This is a genomic window from Shinella sp. SUS2 (assembly GCF_001262505.1).
Lineage (GTDB): Bacteria > Pseudomonadota > Alphaproteobacteria > Rhizobiales > Rhizobiaceae > Shinella.
In genome coordinates this window covers 72185-91845 of the sequence record NZ_KQ410730.1, presented here as the reverse complement: position 1 = coordinate 91845, position 19661 = coordinate 72185, and the positions used below count along the sequence as shown (strand labels likewise).

Annotated in this window: 20 protein-coding genes; 8 read left to right on the top strand and 12 right to left on the bottom strand. The window is 66.3% G+C overall.

The window, feature by feature from the left end:
• Positions 1–8 precede the first annotated feature (8 nt).
• From tssB to AKG11_RS14025, 7 genes are all read left to right on the top strand, one after another.
• Complete coding sequence (tssB, locus tag AKG11_RS14055; RefSeq protein WP_023515572.1) at positions 9–512, top strand: type VI secretion system contractile sheath small subunit; 504 nt, start codon at positions 9–11, stop codon at positions 510–512.
• 4 nt (positions 513–516) lie between these two features.
• Positions 517–2010, top strand: a complete 1494-nt coding sequence (tssC, locus tag AKG11_RS14050) for a type VI secretion system contractile sheath large subunit (protein ID WP_023515573.1) — start codon at positions 517–519, stop codon at positions 2008–2010.
• A gap of 7 nt (positions 2011–2017) precedes the next feature.
• Complete coding sequence (tssC, locus tag AKG11_RS14045) at positions 2018–3544, top strand: type VI secretion system contractile sheath large subunit (RefSeq protein WP_050744295.1); 1527 nt, start codon at positions 2018–2020, stop codon at positions 3542–3544.
• A 15-nt stretch (positions 3545–3559) separates the two neighbouring features.
• On the top strand, positions 3560–4039 hold the full coding sequence (gene tssE, locus AKG11_RS14040; RefSeq protein ID WP_023515575.1) for a type VI secretion system baseplate subunit TssE: 480 nt from the start codon (positions 3560–3562) through the stop codon (positions 4037–4039).
• Between the two features lie 110 nt (positions 4040–4149).
• Positions 4150–5316 carry a PP2C family protein-serine/threonine phosphatase gene (locus AKG11_RS14035; protein WP_050744294.1) on the top strand — a complete coding sequence of 389 codons (1167 nt, stop codon included), beginning with the start codon at positions 4150–4152 and terminating at the stop codon, positions 5314–5316.
• Positions 5317–5509: 193 nt separating this feature from the next.
• Positions 5510–6313, top strand: coding sequence for a hypothetical protein (locus AKG11_RS14030; RefSeq protein WP_050744293.1), 804 nt, complete (start codon positions 5510–5512; stop codon positions 6311–6313).
• A gap of 307 nt (positions 6314–6620) precedes the next feature.
• Positions 6621–7691, top strand: a complete 1071-nt coding sequence (locus AKG11_RS14025) for a threonine aldolase family protein (protein WP_050744292.1) — start codon at positions 6621–6623, stop codon at positions 7689–7691.
• On the opposite strand, the gene AKG11_RS14020 is transcribed toward AKG11_RS14025, so the two are convergent.
• The 12 genes from AKG11_RS14020 to AKG11_RS13965 all read right to left on the bottom strand — a co-directional run bounded on the left by AKG11_RS14020 (position 7676) and on the right by AKG11_RS13965 (position 18538).
• Positions 7676–8722: an AbrB family transcriptional regulator gene (locus AKG11_RS14020; RefSeq protein ID WP_050744291.1), complete on the bottom strand. Its 1047-nt coding sequence runs from the start codon at positions 8720–8722 to the stop codon at positions 7676–7678. The genes AKG11_RS14025 and AKG11_RS14020 overlap by 16 nt on opposite strands.
• Positions 8723–8732: 10 nt before the next feature.
• Positions 8733–9026, bottom strand: a complete 294-nt coding sequence (locus AKG11_RS14015) for an antibiotic biosynthesis monooxygenase family protein (protein ID WP_023515580.1) — start codon at positions 9024–9026, stop codon at positions 8733–8735.
• A gap of 11 nt (positions 9027–9037) precedes the next feature.
• Positions 9038–9445 carry a cupin domain-containing protein gene (locus tag AKG11_RS14010; protein ID WP_050744290.1) on the bottom strand — a complete coding sequence of 136 codons (408 nt, stop codon included), beginning with the start codon at positions 9443–9445 and terminating at the stop codon, positions 9038–9040.
• Between the two features lie 8 nt (positions 9446–9453).
• Positions 9454–10830: an NAD-dependent succinate-semialdehyde dehydrogenase gene (locus AKG11_RS14005; protein WP_050744289.1), complete on the bottom strand. Its 1377-nt coding sequence runs from the start codon at positions 10828–10830 to the stop codon at positions 9454–9456.
• Positions 10827–11612: a hydroxypyruvate isomerase family protein gene (locus AKG11_RS14000; RefSeq protein WP_050744288.1), complete on the bottom strand. Its 786-nt coding sequence runs from the start codon at positions 11610–11612 to the stop codon at positions 10827–10829. The genes AKG11_RS14005 and AKG11_RS14000 overlap by 4 nt, the downstream gene beginning before the upstream one ends.
• Positions 11612–12691 (bottom strand): Ldh family oxidoreductase, encoded by a 1080-nt coding sequence (locus tag AKG11_RS13995; RefSeq protein ID WP_050744287.1) that lies wholly within the window; start codon positions 12689–12691, stop codon positions 11612–11614. The genes AKG11_RS14000 and AKG11_RS13995 overlap by 1 nt, the downstream gene beginning before the upstream one ends.
• 82 nt (positions 12692–12773) lie before the next feature.
• Positions 12774–14291, bottom strand: a complete 1518-nt coding sequence (locus AKG11_RS13990; RefSeq protein WP_023515585.1) for a tripartite tricarboxylate transporter permease — start codon at positions 14289–14291, stop codon at positions 12774–12776.
• 1 nt (position 14292) lies between these two features.
• Positions 14293–14766 carry a tripartite tricarboxylate transporter TctB family protein gene (locus tag AKG11_RS13985; protein WP_023515586.1) on the bottom strand — a complete coding sequence of 158 codons (474 nt, stop codon included), beginning with the start codon at positions 14764–14766 and terminating at the stop codon, positions 14293–14295.
• A gap of 30 nt (positions 14767–14796) precedes the next feature.
• Entirely contained in the window at positions 14797–15750 is a 954-nt protein-coding gene (locus tag AKG11_RS13980; RefSeq protein ID WP_023515587.1) for a tripartite tricarboxylate transporter substrate binding protein, read from the bottom strand.
• Between the two features lie 217 nt (positions 15751–15967).
• The gene (locus AKG11_RS13975; protein ID WP_050744286.1) at positions 15968–16270 is read right to left on the bottom strand and encodes a DUF4387 family protein; all 303 of its coding nucleotides are present in this window, start codon (positions 16268–16270) and stop codon (positions 15968–15970) included.
• Positions 16263–17621, bottom strand: coding sequence for an acyclic terpene utilization AtuA family protein (locus AKG11_RS13970; RefSeq protein ID WP_050744285.1), 1359 nt, complete (start codon positions 17619–17621; stop codon positions 16263–16265). The genes AKG11_RS13975 and AKG11_RS13970 overlap by 8 nt, the downstream gene beginning before the upstream one ends.
• Positions 17618–18538, bottom strand: a complete 921-nt coding sequence (locus tag AKG11_RS13965; protein WP_050744284.1) for a GntR family transcriptional regulator — start codon at positions 18536–18538, stop codon at positions 17618–17620. The genes AKG11_RS13970 and AKG11_RS13965 overlap by 4 nt, the downstream gene beginning before the upstream one ends.
• Before the next feature lie 214 nt (positions 18539–18752).
• Here AKG11_RS13965 and AKG11_RS13960 point away from each other — a divergent pair, with 214 nt between their 5' ends.
• Positions 18753–19625 carry a GntR family transcriptional regulator gene (locus tag AKG11_RS13960; RefSeq protein ID WP_050744283.1) on the top strand — a complete coding sequence of 291 codons (873 nt, stop codon included), beginning with the start codon at positions 18753–18755 and terminating at the stop codon, positions 19623–19625.
• Positions 19626–19661: the final 36 nt, after the last annotated feature.

Below are 19661 nucleotides of genomic sequence, written 5' to 3'. Positions count from 1 at the left end.
GGGCCGTCATGGCAGAAAGCGTTCAACAGAAACTGAAGAGAGTGCGTGCACCGCGCGTTCACATCACCTATGACGTGGAGACGGAAGGCGCGCAGGTTCGCAAGGAACTGCCGTTCGTCGTCGGCGTGATCGGCGACTTTTCGGGCAAGCCCTACGAGCCGCAGAAGCCGCTGCGTGACCGCAAGTTCATCCAGATCGACCGCGACAATTTCGACGACGTCATGCAGCGCATGACGCCCGGCGCGGAATTCAAGGTGGAGAACACGCTGGCGGGTGACGATTCCCTGCTGCCGGTCGCGCTGAAGTTCAAGTCGATCGACGATTTCGAGCCCGGCGCCATCGTCGACCAGGTCGAGCCGCTGCGCAAGCTGCTGGCCGTGCGCAACAAGCTGCGCGACCTGATGTCGAAGGTCGATCGCTCGGAAGAGCTGGAAAGCCTCCTGGAAGAAGTCCTGCAGAACACCGACAAGCTGACGGCCCTGGCGGGCGAGCTTGGCGCAGAAAAGGAGTAAGGGCATGAGCGCCGAGACCCAAGCAGCCGGCAGCGCCGCTGTCGCCGAAGAGACCGGCTCCCTGAGCCTTCTCGACCAGGCCATCCAGGTCACCAAGACCGCCGAGCCCGACGAGATCCAGGACCTCCTGCGCACGCTGACCTCCGAAGCCCTTTCCGGCACGGTGACGTTCAGCAAGAACCTGACGCAGACCTTCAACAAGGCGATCGCGGCCATCGACGAGAAGCTTTCCAAGCAGCTCACCGCGATCATGCACAATGACGAGTTCCAGAAGCTGGAAGGCACCTGGCGCGGTCTGAACTATCTCGTCAAGAACTCGGAAACCAGCGCGACGCTGAAAATCCGCATGCTCAACATGACGAAGAAGGAGCTGCACAAGGACCTCACCAAGGCCGTCGAATTCGACCAGAGCCAGATCTTCAAGAAGCTCTATGAAAACGAATTCGGCACGCCCGGCGGCGAACCCTACGGCGCGCTGATCGGCGACTTCGAATTCGGCAGCGGCACGGAAGACCTTGAAGTGCTGCAGGGCATGTCGAATGTTGCCGCTGCGTCCTTCGCGCCCTTCATCTCGGCCGCCAGCCCGAAGATGTTCGGCCTCGAAAGCTTCACCGAGCTTTCCAAGCCGCGCGACCTCGAAAAGATCTTCGACAGCTCGGAATACATCAAGTGGCGCAGCTTCCGTGACAGCGACGACAGCCGCTTCGTCACACTCACCATGCCGCGCGTGCTCGCCCGCGTGCCCTACGGTTCGCAGGGCAAGCAGATCGAGGAGTTCAAGTTCGAGGAAGCCCCGATCGATGCCAACGGCGTCGTCACCAAGATGCAGTCGCAAGACTTCACCTGGATGAATGCATCCTACGCGCTGGGTGAACGCCTGACCTCGGCCTTCGCCAAGTACGGCTGGTGCGTGGCCATCCGCGGTGCGGAAGGCGGCGGCAAGGTGGAGAACCTTCCGACCTTCACCTTCACCAGCGACGACGGCGATGCCGACCAGCAGTGCCCGACGGAAATCGGTATCACCGACCGCCGCGAAGCCGAACTTTCCAAGCTCGGCTTCCTGCCGCTCTGCCACTATAAGAGCACCGACTATGCCGTGTTCTTCGGTGCACAGACGACCCAGCGCCCGAAGAAGTACGACAAGCCGGATGCGACGGCCAATGCCGCCATCTCCGCCCGCCTGCCCTACATCATGGCGACGTCGCGCTTCTCGCACTATCTCAAGGTCATGGGCCGCGACAAGATCGGCTCCTTCCTTGAGGTCAGCGATTGCGAGACCTGGCTCAACAACTGGATCCGCAACTTCGTCAACGGCAATCCGGATGCGAGCGCCGAGATGAAGGCGCAGTATCCGCTGGCCGAAGCCCAGGTCACGGTGAAGGAAATCCCGGGTTCGCCGGGCGCCTACAACGCCGTCGCGTACCTGCGTCCGTGGTTGCAGATGGAAGAGCTGACCGCCTCCATGCGCCTCGTCGCCCGCATTCCGCAGATGGGCTGACGCCCGGATGCACGAAGACGACGCCATCGCTGCGGGACACGCCTCCGGCGGCGATGGTGCGACGGGCGAAGCCGGCCTGCGGCTTCGGATCGTCGATGCTGTCCTGGGCCGTGGCGGGGATGCTCCTGCCGCGGCGCTCGACCGGTTCCTCGACTGCGAGGACCCTGACGAATGCCTCCGTCTCTGGTTCGGCCCGCGCAAGGGCGGCGACCGCTGGCGCGCGGTGCTGACCCGCGATATCGCGGCGATCGATCCGCTCCTCGGCGACCAGATCGACGCCATCATCCACACTCCCGATTTCAAGGCGCTGGAAGCCTCCTGGCGCGGTGTCGATCTCCTGCTTTCGGAAACCGGCAACGACGACAAGGTCCGCGTCAAGCTCTTCAACGCGACCTGGGCGGAGCTGTCGCGGGACTTCGACCGTGCCATCGAGTTCGACCAGAGCACGCTGTTCGCCAAGGTCTACAGCGAAGAATACGGCATGCCGGGCGGCGTGCCCTACGGTCTGCTTCTGTGCGATCACGCGGTGCGCCACCGTGCCCCCGGCGGGCAGGACGATGTCGGCACGCTCACCGGGCTTGCGCAGGTCGCCGCTGCGGCCTTCTCTCCCTGCATCCTTGGTGCCGCGCCGGAGCTCTTCGGCGTCACCACCTTCGCCGACCTTTCCTATGCACAACGTCTCGATGCCGGCTTCCAGCTCGGCGAATACCATCGCTGGCGCCGGCTGCGCGACCTCGAGGACAGCCGTTTCCTCGGCATCGCAATGCCGCGTGTCCTGCTGCGCGACCGGTACCGCGACAGCGCCTCCCGCCAGGACGGCTTCCGCTACAGCGAGGGTGGCGCGGGGGTCGATTCCTGGCTCTGGGGCAATGCCGCCTTCGCCTTCGGCGTCATCGCCATTCGCGCCTTCCGCGACTGGGGCTGGTTTGCCGACATGTGCGGTACGCGCGGTCCGGAGGGCGATCTCGGTGGTGTGGTCGACCATCTGCCGGCGGCAAATTTTTCCACCGGCGAGGCCATCGCCTACCGGCGGCCGCTGGAGGTGGAGCTTACCGACAAGAAGCAGAAGATTCTCGAAGGGCTCGGCTTCATCGCGCTTACCCCGCGCAATTTCGATCGGTCCGTCGTCTTCCTCGGCGCGCAATCGCTCTATGCCGCCCCGAATGACGGCGACCTGCCCATGCAGGTCAATGGCCGGCTGTCCTCCATGCTGCACTATGTCATGTGCATGAGCCGCTTCGCCCATTATGTGAAGATCATGGCGCGCGACCGGGTCGGCGCCTATACGACGCCGCAGGACCTCGAACGGTATCTCGAAGACTGGTTGCGCAACTACACGATCGGCAACACCGATGCCGGCCCCGAGCTGAAGGCGCGCTATCCGCTGGCCGGGGCGCGGCTGGAGATGAGCGAGGTGAGCGGGCGCCCGGGCGTCATGAACTGCGTGCTGCATCTCCAGCCGCATTTCCAGTTCGACCAGGTCGTCTCGGGGTTCCGGATGCGCACTGAAGTCCAGGCGATGCGGTCGCGGTAAGGCAAAGGAGAACGCATGGCCCGGCTTCCCAACAAGGCCCCTCCCCGGCTTCCGCTCTTCGACCGGCTGCTGCAGGGCGACAGCATCGAGACCGATCGCAGCGCCGACCGCGCCATGCAGGAACTGCACGAATCGGTCCGGCGCGACCTGGAAATCCTGTTCAACACCCGGCCGGGCCGCCTGCCGGAGGACGCGCGGCTGACGGAGCTGCGCCAGTCGATCCTGACCTACGGCCTGCCGGAAGTGCAAAGCCAGCACCTCGCCTCGCCCGCCCAGCAGGAACAGTTCCGCAAGGGACTGGAGGATGTCATCCGCCGGTTCGAGCCACGCTTCCGCGAGCTTTCCGTCGTGCTGGTCGTGCCGGAAAACCAGGTCGAGCGGGTGCTGCGCTTCCAGATCAACGCGCTTCTGGAAACCGATTCCTCCAGCGAGGCGGTGATCTTCAACACGGCGATCGATCCCGTGACGGGCATGCTCTCGATCAACGGGCGGTAAGGCCGGGCACGGTATGGCAATTCCATCCGCCGCCTTGAAACGCCGCGCGATTGGCGTAACCTGACGCCCCGGCGCCGCCCTTCATCCGCATCGCAGCCACGAGGCCCTCTTTGGATTTCTCCCAGGCAAGAATCCTCATCGTCGACGATATCGAGGACAATAGGGACGTGCTGGCGCGCCGGCTGCGGCGGCAGGGTCTCGTCGATGTGCACCAGGCGGCCGACGGCCTCGAGGCGCTCGACAGGATCCGCAGCGAGCCCTTCGATCTCGTGCTGCTCGACGTGATGATGCCGCGCATGAACGGTGTCGATGCGCTGCAGGCCATGCGTGACGAAGGCTGGCTTCAGAAGACGCCCGTCGTGATGATCTCCGCCGCATCGGAGATCGAGACGGTGGTGCGTTGCGTCGAGCTGGGCGCCGAGGACTATCTGCCGAAGCCTTTCAATCCCGCGCTGCTTGCTGCCCGCGTCAGGGCCGTGCTGGAACGCAAGTTCCTGCGCGACATCAACCAGCGCCAGCTCGACCGGCTGGAGCGCGAACTGGCGGAAGCCTGGCTGTGCCAGCAATCCATGCTGCCCACCGAATTTCCCGTCGATCCGGCAAGGCTCGACATCTTTGCGAGCGTCGATCCTGCCCTTGAAATCGGCGGCGATCTCTACGACGTGTTCGAGGTCGCGCCGGGCCTCGTCGCGCTGGCGATCGGCGATGTGGCGGGCAAGGGTGCTTCGGCCGCGCTCTTCATGGCGCGCACGCGCAGTCTCCTGCGGGCGGGGACGCTGCAGTTCCACGCCATAGCCGGCCGGGTGCCGCAGCCTTCCGAGATCGTCGCCCTCGTCAACGACGAGCTTTGCAAGAACAATCCGAATTCCCGCTTCGTTACGCTGTTCTTCGCCCTGCTGGAGGTTGCGACCGGTCGCCTCGCCTATTGCAATGCCGGGCATGTCTATCCCATCCTGACAGGCGCGGCGGCCGTGTCGGAGGTCTCCACGCCGCCCGATCCGGCGCTCGGGGTCATCGAGGCGCTGACCTTTGCCGATCATGAGCTGACCCTTGCTGCGGGCGACTGCCTGTTCCTCACCTCCGATGGTCTTTCGGACATGCAGAACGCGGATCAGGCCCAGTTCGGTACGGAGGCCATCCTTGCCGAGATCGCCGGCAATCGCGGCGCTTCCTCGGCCGATCTTGCCGGTGCCGTTCTGGCGAAGGCGCGTGCCTTTGCCGGCGGCGCGGCACAGTTCGACGACATCACGGTGCTGGTCGTCCGGCGGTGTGCCTGAACGCGAAAAGTGCGGTTGGGCCGTGACTTGCCACTGTCAATTGTGCGGAGTTTGCAGTAGCGTCTGCGTCGGCATTTTAGTGATGGCGTAAGCAAGCGACGCCGCGTAACGTAGTGGGGACAAGGGGTAGAACGGCACGGCGAGCAAGGGCTGCACACGGGCCGGTCTCTGGTTTTTCAAAGGGGGACAGGTCGTGCCGGGTGGTATCAATTTTGGCGCGCTCGACAAGGGCGACGCGGAAGACGTGTGCTGGTGTGTCGTGGAATCGATCGCGGATATGGACGACACCGCATCGAGCATCGTGGCGGTCGTGCATTTCCTGCGCGAGGTCTACGGCGCGGAGGATGCGGATGAGAGGGTCATCCCGAACCCGGCCTTCCTGGCCAACGGACATGACGGCATGTCGCCGAAGACGCGCAAGTATTTCACCGGGCGCACCTTCAAGGGGCTCGGCGGCAGCGCGGTCAGTCTCGCCGGGGGCCTTGCCTCGGGCGTGACGGCGGTCGATGTCGGCAGCATCCTGAAGGAGGGCAGCGCCGTCGGCACCACGGCTGCGCATCTCATCGGCATCAAGGCCGCCGGCAAGGGCTTCAAGAAGAGCGAGACGGTGACGCGCTGGGTCGATGCCATGCTCAAGGCGAAGGTCGCCAAGATCGGCGTGCGCGGCGTCGGTCTTGCCGGTGCCGCCATCCCGATCCCGGCGGTCGGCCTTGCCACCAGCGTGGCCACCACCGTCGCCAAGCTCGGCATCAAGGTGACGCTGAGCAAGCTCGTCGCGCGCACCGCGATGGAGGTTCACTGGCGCGCCTATCAGGAAACCGTGATCGCCGGTGCCTTCGGCGGCCGCGGCGGGCCCGTCGGCCCGGCCTCGGCGATGTTCTACGAGATCTTCACCAAACGCAGCTTCACCCGCATCTTCGGCAAGCACGACACCGCCGCCCTGATCAAGGAGCCCGGCGGCTGGATGGCGCTGAATGACAAGCTGATGCTGATGTAATCGGAGCGCCCTGGGGCGGTCGCGGCAGATCCTGCGCCGGACCGGACCCTTTTTCTGAACGGAAAGGCAAGCTTCTTGCCTTTCCGCGTCTCAGCGCGATTGCCGCCAGCCCTACCCTTGTGGGCAGGCGGAGCCGGGATCTCCGTTCCTGCGGTGCCGTTGTGCTGCCCTTTCAGGGCGTGGAGGCAGGAAATGGCCTCCTCATCGGGTGCGGTGGCGTGTTGTGGCAACCGTCTCCTTCCGGATAGGATCGCTCCGGTGCGCCGTCGGCGCGCCGGTTGCCGCCTCGCATTCAAGGATAGCGTTCATGTCCCCCCCTTCCCCCCTCATCGATCTTGCCGCCGACACCGCCACGCGCCCCGGCGAAGGCATGCGCCAGGCCATTGCGGCGGCGGTCGTGGGGGATGAGCAGCGGGGCGAGGACCCGACGACGCTGGCGCTGGAGGCACGGGTGGCCGAGCTGCTGGGGCAAGAGAAGGCGCTGTTCCTGCCTTCAGGAACGATGGCGAACCAGATCGCCTTCCTCGTCCATTGCCGGGCGGGGGACGAGATCGTCTGTGCGGAAAACGCCCATGTCTTCGGTTCGGAAGGGGCGGGCGCAGCGGCGCTTTCCGGGGCGCAGTTCCGCCCGATCGAGACGGCGACAGGCCTCTTTTCCGTGGAGGACGTCGCACGCCGGTTGCGGGCGCCGCGCCACCGTTCGCCGCGCAGCCGGGTCATCGCCATCGAGCAGACCACCAATCGCGGCGGCGGGCGCATCTGGCCGGAGGCGACGATCCTTGCCCTGAAGGCACTGGCGCAGGAAAAAGGGCTCGCGCTGCACATGGACGGTGCGCGGCTGCTCAACGCCGCCGTCGCCACCGGCCTTCCGGCGGCCCGCTTCGCCGCGCCGTGCGACAGCGTCTGGATCGATCTTTCCAAGGGTTTGGGATGCCCGGTCGGTGCGGTTCTGGCGGGGCCGGAAGGCTTCATCGAAGAGGCGCTGATCTGGAAGCACCGGCTCGGTGGCGCCATGCGGCAATCCGGCATTCTCGCCGCCGCGGGGCTCTATGCGCTCGATCACAATGTCGCGCGCATGGCGGAGGATCACGCCAATGCCCGCCGGCTTGCCACGTTGCTTGGCGGCGTGCCCGGCCTTGGCCTGCAGCCCGAGGGCGATGTCACCAACATCCTGTTTCTCGACCTTTCGGGGACAGGCGTTCCCGCGCGCACCTTGGCCGAGGCACTGTTCGGTGCGGGGATCCGCGTCAATGTCGAGGGCGAGAGCCGCGTCCGCATGGTCACCCATATCGACATTTCCGCCGAGGACGTGGAGGTCGCCGGGCGGGCGATCGTTGCGGCGCTGGCACGGCTGCGGTCGCCTCAGCCGGGCGGCTGAGCCCGGCGCATGAGGCGGAACAGGATCGGCGCGCCGAGGATGACCACCAGGATGCGCGTGAGGTGGTGCACGACGACGAAGCTCAGGTCCGCGCCGGAGACCAGCGCCAGCATCGACATTTCCGCCTGCCCGCCGGGAATGAAGGCAAGGAAGCCTTCGACGGGCGGGGCAAGGCCGGTCAGCGTCACGAGTTCCGTCACCGCGCCGGCGAGCGCGGCGAGGATCAGCACGAAGGCAGCCCCGCCGGTGACGGTGTTGCGCAGTTCGCGCAGCGTCACGCCGACATAGCTGACGCCGATGCCCATGCCGATGAGGAATTGTGCGGCCAGAAGCGCCTCGCGCGGCGGACGCAGATGCAGGATGCCGGCGAGCGACAGGACGGCGGAGACGAGGAGCGGCCCGAGGATCGCCGCGCCGAAAAGGCCGATCCGCTCGCCACCCTTCCAGCCGACGAGAGCGGCGACCGCCATGATCAGCATTTCCGGAACCGGCAGGTCGGAGGCCGGCGGGCCGACCGGATGCGTGAGGCCGACGCCGTAGATGTTGACGAGGATGATGGGCGCAACGACCATGATGACCATCAGCCGCGTGACGTGAACCAGCGACAATTGCCGGACATTCGCCCCGGCCTCCTGTCCGAAGATCGTCATATCCGCCGCCCCGCCGGGCATGGCGGCATAGAAGGCCGTTACCGGATCGAAGCCGCAGGCGCGCCGGAAGAAGGGCACGCCGATCAGCCCGATCACGACGATATAGGCCGGCACCAGTGCCAGGGACGCGACCATCGAGGGCAGTTCGGCGATCAGCGCCGGGGTGACGGAGGTTCCGATGGCAATGCCGAGCACGGAGCGCGCGGCAATCGACACCTGCCCTAGCCCTGCCAGCGGCGCGCCGAACAGCGCCGCCACCAGCGAGGCGGCCATCGGCCCGAACAGGAACGGCAGGGGCAGATGCAGGGCGAGGAAGACTGCTACGCCAGCTGCCGCGATCAGCACGGTCATCCCGCGCCGGAAAAGGAGGGTGTGCGCCATGCCCCGACCGTCAGAGAGCCACGGCCGCCGAATGGGTGACGACCGGCGGCGCTGCGAAATAGGGCGAAGCGAGTGCCCGCCATCTCTGGAAACCGTCGGAAGCGCGGAACGTGACCATATGGTCCTCGATGCTGCGCCATGTCACGAGCAGCCGGTAGGTCTCCGGCGTCTCGACGACGCGGTGCAAGGCGAGATCGAGACAACCTTCGGCAGCGAGAAAAAAGGGCCGCGCCGCCGCAACGGCGGCCTCGAAGCCGGCGGGATCGGTGACCCTGATCTCCGCCACCTCAACGACGGGGGACATGGGGTTCTCCTTCATTTCGCGGCGTGGCCGTGTTCGGCGTCGATCGACCGGCTCTCGCCGGACGCGACCATGGTGCGGGTGGCATCGACCGTGGCGTAGGTCCAGAAGATACGCATCGGCTTGTCGGAGGCGTTGATGAAGCGGTGCGGCACGTTGGCGGGGATCCAGGTCGTGTCGTTGGTGGAAAGATGGTGCTGCACACCATCGATCTCGGCGATCGCCTCGCCCTCGATCACCATGACGCTTTCCTCGCAATTGTGGAAATGCAGGCCTATGGCGGCGCCGGGATCGAAGGCCGTGATGCCGTTGATCATGCTGGTGGAGCCGCAGCGACGGGTGACGAGCGGCGTGGTGCGCGCGCCGCCGCCGCGGTCGTTGGTCTTCAGCTCGTGCGGGCGCAGGATAGCGGGTTTGGACATTGGGGACCTCACTTGGAAGGACCGATCCAGACGGTCTTGATGTTGACGAATTCGCGGATGCCGTAGACGCCGAGTTCACGCCCGTAGCCGGAGCGCTTGATGCCGCCGAAGGGGTAGCGCGGGTCGGAGGCGGTCATGCCGTTGACGAAGACGGCGCCGGCATCGATGCGGGCGGCGAGTTCTCGTCCGCGGGCAGCATCGCCCGTCCAGAGTGCAGCGCCGAGGCCGTATTCGCTGTCATTGGCCATGGCGACGGCCTCGTCCGCGTCCTTCGCGCGGATGATGGCGGCAACCGGGCCAAACGTTTCCTCGCGGAAGGCCGTCATGCCTGGCCTGACGTGGTCGAGCACGGTCGGTGGATAGTAGAAGCCATCGCCTTCGAGCGGCTCGCCGCCGAGTTTCAGCACGGCCCCCTCGGCAAGCGAGCGCTTGACCTGATCGTGCAGACCGGTGCGCAGGTTTTCGCGCGCCATCGGGCCGATTTTCGTGTCGCGCTCCATCGGATCGCCGATCTTCAACGCGGCGGCCTTTTCGACGAAGAGCGCGGTGAAGCGATCAGCGACGGCCTCCTCCACGATGAAGCGCTTGGCGTTGACGCAGGACTGGCCGACATTGATGTAGCGTGCCTTGACGGCAGTCTCGGCGGCTGCCTCCAGATCGGCATCGGCGAGCACGATGAACGGGTCGGAGCCGCCGAGTTCCAGCACCTGCTTCTTCAGCGCCTTGCCGGCCTGCGAAGCCACGATGGCGCCGACCTCGGTCGAGCCCGTCAGCGTCACGGCGGCGATGCGCGGGTCGGCAATGAGGCCGGCGACCTTGGACGTGTCGACGAGCAGTGTCGCCGTCAGCCCGGCCGGGGTGCCGGCGGCGTCCATCACCTCCTGCACGGCAAGCGCGCATTCCGGCACGTTGTTGGCGTGCTTGAGGATCGCGCCATTGCCGGCGGCAAGCGCCGGGGCGACGAAGCGGAAATACTGCCAGAACGGATAGTTCCACGGCATGATCGCCAGCACCACGCCGAGCGGTTCGAAGGCGACGACGCTCTCGCTGGCATTGGAGGCAACGGGCTCGTCGGCAAGATAGGCCGGCGCATGTTCGGCGTAGAAATCGCAGTTGTAGGCGCATTTCTCGATTTCGGCCTCGGCCTCGGCGATGGGCTTGCCCATTTCGCGCACGATCATCTCGGCGTACCGCGCCTTGCCGGCGCGCAGCGCCGCGGCCATGCGGGTGAGCAGCGCCACGCGCTCGCCGACCGGGACGCGCCGCCAGGCGCGCTGTGCGCGGGCTGCTGCCTCCAGCGCAGCGTCCACGGCGGCATCGTCCTGCAGGTCGAAGCTGCGGATGGGCTTTCCGGTGGCGGGATTGACGGAGGTGATCGCGGTCATGGGGAAACCTTTTCGGAAAGGAGCCGCTTCCAGCCGGGAAGGAAGGACGTGCTGGCGGATGTCGCGGCGGAGGGGATGTATTCGAAGCCGATGGCACCGGCGTAACCGGCTGCCGTGAGGGCGGCGAGCATGGGCTCGAAGGCGAGCGTGCCGGTTCCCGGCTCGTGGCGGCCGGGGTGGTCGGCGATATGGACATGGCCGATGCGGTCGGCATTCTGTGCGATCCAGAGGTGTGGGTTCTCACCCAGGACGGCAGCATGGTAGGTGTCGAACAAGAGGGCGAAACGGCCGTGGAACTGGTCCTGCAACTCTGCCGCAAGGGCAAGGCTGCCCATATGGTAGCCGGGAATGGTGATCGCCTCGACGAGCACCCGCACGCCGCTGCCCTCCACCTGGTTAAGCGCCCAGGAGAGGTTGAGCCTGTAGGTCTCGGCTGCATCCAGAACGCCGCCCTTCGGCACGCCTGCCATGGGATGGACGAAGGGGCAGCCGATCTCCAGCGCATAGGCAAGCGCCCGGTCGAAGCCGGCGCGGAACGCCGCCTCGCGGCCGGCAAGCGCGGCAAGGCCCTTTTCGCCCGCGGCCGCATCGCCCATGCCTGATGTCACCTGCGAGAAAGTCAGGCCGAGATCGGCAAGGCGGGCGCGCATCTCCTTCGCCGGGATGGCCCACGGCTCGGGATGCTCGACGGCGGTGAAGCCGTCGCGCGCCGCCGCCGCCGGCCGTTCGGCAAGCGGCAGATCGCCATAGAGGTAGCCGATGTGGGCGGAGAGGCGGTTCATCAGGCTGCCTCGAAAGGGGCCGCGCTGCCTTCCGGGAAGGCGACGCCGGGGCTTTCACCCTCGGCGATGAGATCCGCGACGACATTGCCGGTGACGGGGATGCCGGTGCGGCGGCGTTCGTCCTCGCGGCGCTGCTCGGGCTCGCCCGGCATCATGATCTCGTCGACGCCGGCCGCGCGCGGCAGCACCTTGATGCGCTCGTAGAACTCGTCCATTCGCGCGCCAAAATCATCGAGCGACAGGAAGAGGTCCGGCTTGATGGCGAAGAAAAGGTGGCCGACATTCTGCGGCTCGGAATGGTCGAAATAGAGGCTCTTCACGTCGCCGCCGAAATTCGCGCCGGTGAGGACACCGGACATCAGGTCCATCAGCGTCGCCAGCACCGAACCCTTGACGCCGCCGAAGGGCAGGCAGACGCCCTCGAAGGCCTTGGCGGCGTCCGTGGTGGGGTTGCCGTCGACATCGAGCGCCAGGCCCTCGGCGATGGGGTCGCCCTTCATGGCCGCGAGCCGGATCTTTCCGCGCGCGATGACCGTCATCGCCATATCCATGACATAGGGCGGGTGCTTGCCGCCCGGAATGCCGGCGGCGATGGGGCTTGCGCCGAGGAAGGTGGTGCGCCCGCCCCACATCGGAATGGCGGGCGAGGAATTGGTGAAGATCATCGAGATGAAACCGCGCTCGATGGCGCGCAGCGCATAACACGCTCCCATGCCGAAATGCGTCGAGCGGTTCACGCCGGCAAGGCCGATGCCCATCTCGCCGGCAATGTCGCAGGCGGCGTTCATGGCGATGTTGGAGGCGACGAAGCCCATGCCGTTGTCGCCGTCGACCGCGGTGACGGCGCCGGCCACCTTCGTCACCTTCACGTCGGGGCGCGGATTGACGAGGCCGCGCTTCAGCCGCTCCAGATACATCGGGATGCGGCTGACGCCATGGCTGTCGACGCCGCGCAGGTTCGCCTTGACGAGGTCGCCCGCGATCAGCGCCGCATCGGCCTTGCTCATGCCGACGGAGAGGAACATCTCGGTGGCGTAGCGGGTCAGGTCTTCGGCTCGGAAGTAAAGCGTTTCAGCCATGGTGGGCTCCCTGAGGGTTGCGTTTTCCCATCCGGCCGCAGGGGTGCGGCCGGTCGGGCATTGGCATCGGTGGTGGGCGGCGTCAGGCGCCGGCGGTTTTGTCGGGCATGTCGATCTTGCGGGTGCGCCGCCAGTGCAGCATTGCCGGCACGATGAGGATCAGGGCGGAGATGGCGACGAGCACGGCCGAGAGCGGGGTGGAGACGAAGACCATCGGATCCCCCTGCCCCACGGCGAGCGCCCGGCGCATCTGCACCTCCGCCATCGGCCCCAGAATGAGACCGATCAGCACCGGCGCGATCGGGAAGTCATAGACACGCATCGTGTAGCCGAGCAGGCCGACGCCGAACATCATGGCAAGGTCCACCCAGGAGTTGGATACGCCCCAGATGCCGACCAGCGAGAAGATGAGGATGCCGGCATAGAGATAGGGACGCGGGATGAAGAGCAGCCGTACCCAGAGCCCCGCCAGCGGCAGGTTGAGGATCAGCAGCATCAGGTTGCCGACATAGAGCGAAGCGATGAGGCCCCAGACGAGATCGGCGGAGTTGATGAACAGCATCGGTCCCGGCTGCAGCCCGTAGTTCTGGAAGGCGGCGAGCAGGATCGCCGCGGTGGCCGACGTCGGCAGCCCGAGCGTCAGGAGCGGCACCAGCACGCCCGCAGCGGCGGCGTTGTTCGCAGCCTCCGGACCCGCCACGCCCTCGATGGCGCCGTTGCCGAACTCTTCCGGATGCTTGGTCAGCTTGCGCTCGACCGTATACGAGAGGAAGGTCGGGATTTCTGCGCCGCCGGCCGGCAGCGCGCCGATGGGAAAGCCGAAGAAAGTGCCGCGCAGCCACGGCTTCCAGGAGCGCTTCCAGTCGTCCTTCGTCATCCAGATGCCGCCGGCGAGCGGATTGAGGTTGGGCTTCTGCAGGCCGAAGCGGCTGGCGACATAGAGCGTCTCGCCGATGGCGAAGAGCGAGACGAGCACGACCGTCATCTCGACGCCGTCCATGAGGTCGGGCACGCCGAAGGTCAGCCTCTGCAGGCCGGTCTGCTTGTCGATGCCGACGACGCCGAGCGACAGGCCGAGCAGGAGCGCGATGAAGCCGCGCACCTTGGACGTTCCCATCACGACCGAGACGGAGAGGAACGCGAGCAGCATCAGGGCGAAATAGTCCTGCGGCTTGAAGATGAAGGCGAGCTCGGCGATGGGCGGCGCCAGGAAGGTGATGCCCAGTGTGCCGATGGTGCCGGCGACGAAGGAGCCGATCGCGGCCGTGCAGAGCGCCGCCGCGCCGCGACCCTGGCGGGCCATTTTGTTGCCCTCGAGCGCGGTCATCATCGCGCCGCTCTCGCCGGGCGTGTTGAGCAGGATCGAGGTGGTGGAGCCGCCATACATGGCGCCGTAGAAGATGCCGGCGAACATGATGAAGGCCGCGGTCGGTTCGATATAGACGGTGACGGGCAACAGCAGCGCGATGGTCAGCGCCGGGCCGATGCCGGGCAGGACACCGATGGCGGTGCCCATGAAGGTGCCGACGAAGGCCCACATCAGGTTCTGTGGCTGAAGGGCGACGGAAAAACCGTTCATCAAGCCGGTGATCGCGTCCATCCTACACCCCCATCATCGGAAGAAGACCGCCAAGCTGGACACCCAGCTTGCGGAAGAGCCACCAGCACAACAGCGAGAAGCCGAGGCCGAGCACCAGGTCGAGATGCCAGCGGCGCGACTTGAAGGCCGCGGCCACCAGCACGAAACAGCCGGTGCAGGTGATGACGAAGCCGAGCGGCTTCATCGTCAGCATCGGCAGGGCGCAGGCCGCCGCGGCAAGGCAGAGCGCGGTGTAGTTGACCGCGTGGTCCTCGCTGACGTCCTCGGCATCCTGTTCCTCGAACGGAACGCCCCGGTAGATCTGCAGTGTCAGCAGCAGGCCCATGAGGACCAGGCCGATCCCGATGGCCGAGGGCATGAAGCCCGGGCCGACATGGGCGTACTGGTCGAACTGGGGCAGTTCCGCGGCCTTCCAGAAAACGATGGCTCCCCAGCCGACCGTTCCCGCCGCAAGCCAATAGGGGCGTTCCGTCATGTCAGACATCCTTTCGAAAAGCGCCGCGGCTTACTTGACGAGGCCGGCTTCCTTCAGGATGGCGCCGATGCGGGTCTTTTCGTCGTTGAGAAACGCGACGAAATCGTCTCCGGCGAGGTAGGCGTCTTCCCAGCCCTGCTTGGCGAGAATGTCCTTCCAGGCAGCGCTTTCATGCATCTTGGCAAAGCGGTCGAGCCACATCTTGCGGCCGTCCGCAGACATGTCGGGCGCACCGACGATGCCGCGCCAGTTGCCGACGACCACGTTGAGGCCGGCTTCCTTCAGGCTCGGCGCATCGATGCCGTTGACGCGGCCTTCGGAGGTGACCGCGATGATGCGGATGCGGCCGGCATCGGCCATCGGCTTGAACTCCGAGACGCCCGAGACGGCGACCGTCACGGCACCGCCGCCGAGTGCGGTCACGGCTTCCGCACCGCTGTCATAGGGGATGTAGTTCAGCTTGGCCGGCTCCAGGCCGCTTTCCTTGGCGATCAGCGCCATCACGATGTGGTCGACGCCGCCGGCCGAGCCGCCGCCGATCGACACGGCGCCGAGGTTTTCCTTCATCGCCTTGACGAGATCGTCCACCGTCTTGATCGGGGAATCGGTCGCGACGGCGACGACACCCGTATCGTTGGTGAGGCGCACCAGCGGCGTCACGTCGTCGAGCGTGACGGGCGAGGAGTTGAGCAGGATGCCCCCGACCATGATGACGCCCATCGACATGACGGCATTGTCGTTGCCGCGGTTCGCGCCGACAAATTCGGCAAGACCGATCGTGCCGCCGGCACCGCCCTTGTTGGTGAAGGTCGCGCCGTCGGCGAAGATGCCTTCCTTCGACATCGCGTCGAACGGCAGGCGCGCCATGGCGTCATACCCGCCACCGGCACCGCCCGGCGCCATCACCACGGCCGGATCGGCAAAGGCCGGCGCTGCGGCCGAAAGCGAAAACGCCACTGCGGCGGCAAAAACTGCTTTGATCATAATTTCCTCCCAATAAGTCCGGGCTGAAAGCCCTGGTGCTGCCGAGCCGGCAACACAGACATCGGCCTCCTTGCCGTTGTCGTATTAATACACTTACGACAATCTGGCCGCTTGTCAACATTGTTTTGCCGGGGGGACGGGGAGAAGGCGTCGCGGTGGCCGGCATGTCCCCCGCCGATGGCGAGGGACGGGATCGGGAAGGTGCGTTCGGGACCGATCAGTCGACCTGCAGTTCCTCCAGGAGGCAGGCCCAGCCGGCGCCGTGCATGTCGCGGTCGGCGCGCGTGCCCTGGACGACGGGGCGCGGCACGGAGAATTTCACGACGTTGAGCGCGGGAATGTCGAAACGCTTGAGCAACTGCTGCTCGACGCCGAAGAGCCGCGCCACGGTGGCATCCTTCAGCCCGTCACGCACCCGGGCATAGGTCGCCGGATCGTCGCAGAAGACGTCGATCGTCAACCAGAACGGCCCGGCATTCTTGGAGCGTACCTTGCTGACGAGGCTTCCCAGTTCAGGCATGTCCCACCTCATGGGTTTCGAGCACGAAGGCGGCGAGCGGGTCGTCCAGCTCCATCACATGGTTGAGGCAGAACTCGTAGAGCGCGCCGCGCTGCATTTCGGCGGGCGAGAAGGGAAAGGCGAAGGTCGGCATCGGCTCGTCCTCGGTCAGGGGATGATGCAGGAGATAGGGGTTGAGGATCTTGCCGGCCTCGGCCGCCTGTTCGGCGGTCGGGCAGGTGAGAATGCCGAGAATGCCGACCTCGACGGGAATGTCGTGACGGTTCTCCAGCGCGCCGAGCGTCGCATCCATGCCGATCAGCCGGATCTCGACGCTGAAGGTATCGGGGGCGAGACCCATGCGGGCGACGATCTTGTCACGCACCTTGGCCTCGATATCCGCCGCCCATTCGCGCACATGCTGGACATAACGGCGCTCGCGCACCACGGCGAGGCCGACGGTCTGGTAGCCGACGATGCGGGCGCCCTCCAGCTTGACCGTGTAGCGCCCCGGCACCCATTTCGAGCCCTCGACACGCACCCGGCGCCCGTCGAGCGCCTCGTATTCGGACCGCGTGACGTCGAGATGGCCGCCCGGCTCGTGCAGGATGAACGGATCGGAATTCTCGTAGAGCATATGGGCGGAGACGGTATAGGGCGTCGCGGCGGCGTCTGCCGCCATCGGCTCGATGGTGAAGCCGGAGGCGTCGAAGTCGATCTGGATCACGCCGGAATTCGGCTGCGTGGTGGCGAGCGCCCCGCATTCGCCGACCTTGGCGCCGTGCCATGCGGCGCCGGCATGGTCGCCGCGAACGACCGGCAGCGCCGCGATGATGGCGGTGTCCGTGGTGCGCCCGGCAATGACGATATCCGCCCCGGTGGCGAGCGCCGCCGCGACCTGCTCGACGCCGGCGAGGGCGACGATGTTGGTGCAGTCGTCGACGATGGCCTCGTTGACATCGGGTGCGGCCGGCAGCGCGTGCAGACGGCCGTCGCCGAGCGCGGCCTTCACCCGCTCCTTCGGCTGGCCGGATTTCAGCGTGGCGACCTTGACCTGCATGCCCTCCTCCAGGGCGATCTCGCGGGTGATGTCGAAGAGCCAGTCCACCGCATCATCCGCGCCGCAGGTGCCGGCGGTGCCGATGACGAGCGGAACGCCGGCCTTCGCCCGCGCCTGCATCAACTCGCGCCATTCCACCTTGGTCGAGGCGCGCGAATATTTCGAGACGCCGCGCCCGAGATAGGACGGGCCGCTGTCCGTCGAGCCGCCGTCGATGGCGATGATGTCGGGCTGGTTGGCGACGCCGCGCTCCAGCGCCGCGCGATCATAACCCAGACCCAGCGCGCCTGCGGGTATAAGTACGCGTGTCATGTGTCATCTCCCTTGTCCGGCCCGCCAGCGGGGCCACCGGAAAACATTTCGGCGCGGGCCTTGCGCAGCTTGGCCTTGCCGAGGTGGTCGTGCATCAGATCCGCCGCCTTCGCGGTGTCGCCGACATCAAGCGCATCGAGGATCGCAAGATGCTCGGCATTCTGGCCACGCACCTGCTCGGCGTTCAGCGTCTGGCGGTATTCGATCAGGCGGCGAAGCTGGTTGAGCTTCTGCACCGTGTTGATCAGGAAACGATTGCCGGAGAGCGCGGCGAGGCCTTCGTGAAACGACGAATTCGCCTCGAACAGCTCCATCTGGCTCAGCCGCTGCCAGCCGCCGTCGGCGACGATCTCCTGCCGGCGGCGCAGGTCCGCGAGGATGACGGGATCGGCGCGGAACTCGGGTGAGCGGATGCCGTGCACCTCGATCACCTGACGCAGGTCGTAACATTCCCGGTAGGCCTCGACGGAATCGATCAGCACCGCGAAGGTCCAGCCCCGGCCCTCGTTGCGCTCGATCCAGCCCTCGCCGGAGATGCGCGTCAGGATGCGTCGCAGCCCCAGCCGCGACACGCCGTAGCGCCGCATCAGGTCGGTCTCGCTCACCCGGTCCGGCAGGCGGCGCGACAGGCGGTCATCGGCAATGCGCAGATAGGTCGCCTCGTCCGACGTATCGTTGGCGGCGGGCAGCGGGTCGGCGGCGATGCGGTCGGGATCGCGCAGATAGAAGCCCTTGTTGGGCACCTGCTCGACAATGCCCTGGTCCGCCAGAATGCCGAGCGCCGAGCGGATCGGCTGGCGCGACGTGCCGAACAGGGACTGGAAGCTGGCTTCTGTCAGGTGCTGTCCCCGTTCCATGGCCGATGTCCTGATATGGCGGACGATCTTGTCCGCCAGCGAGCGATGAAGTTCGTTCATGATCGACCCCTGGATGGTATTAAGCGCGTATATACGACAATCCGTAGGCAATCAATCAATCTGGCCGCGCCGTTTCCGCCGCCCGCCGCCTCGTGGTATTTCGAAATGACAAAAGTCCAATAGTCTGAATCATGGTACTATGCAAGCGCAAAGGACCAGCGCTTGGCGAAGGCTGTGGAACGTGCGACAAGACCCGGGCCATCCAGGAGCGTCCATGACCCAGATATCCAGCCCCCTCGCCCGTGAGATCGCCCGGCTCGTGCATGCCGAACGGTTGGCGCCGGGCGAGCCGCTGACCGAGCGCAGCCTTGCGGAGCGCTTCCTGGTCTCGCGCTCGCCGATCCGCACCGCATTGCGCGAACTGCAGCAGGCCGGCGTTTTGGCTGCGGCCGAGCGCGGCGGCTACAAGGTGGCCGATCCCTCCGCCGCAAGGGCCCTTGCCGCCAGCGAGCCGGCGCCCGACGGCGGAGAGGAGGTCTATCTCGCCATCGCGCGCGACCGGCTGGCCGGCGAAATTCCCGACCGGGCGAGTGAAAACGAGCTCCTGCGCCGCTACGGCATCACGCGCCCGCGCCTGCAGGCCCTGCTCCGGCGCATGTCGGAGGAGGGCTGGGCGGAGCGGCTGCCGGGGCACGGCTGGCGTTTCCTGCCGGTGTTGACCTCGATGGAAACCTACCGGCAGAGCTACAGCTTTCGTCAGGCGATCGAGCCGGCCGCATTGCTGGAGCCGGGTTTTGTGCTCAATCGCCCGGTGCTGGAGCGGCATCTCGAACAGCAGCGGCGCTTCGTGGCGGGGGAGATCCTGGAAATCTCGGCGGTTCGCCTGTTCGAGACGAACAGCGAGATGCACGAGGCGATCGCCGAATGCAGCCGCAACGCCTTCTTCATCGAAAGCCTGAGGCGTGTCGACCGGCTGCGCCGGCTCATCGAATACCAGCAGCGGGTGGACCGCGAACAGGCCCGCCAGCGCTGTGCCGAACATGTGCACATCCTCGAACTGGTGCTGGACGGAAGGAACGGCGAGGCCGCCGAGGCGATGCGCAAGCATCTGAGCGCCCTCGGGCCGCTGAAGGCGCCTTCGCCCTGAACCGGCCTGCAGGGAATTCGAGTTGTCGCGCGGAGT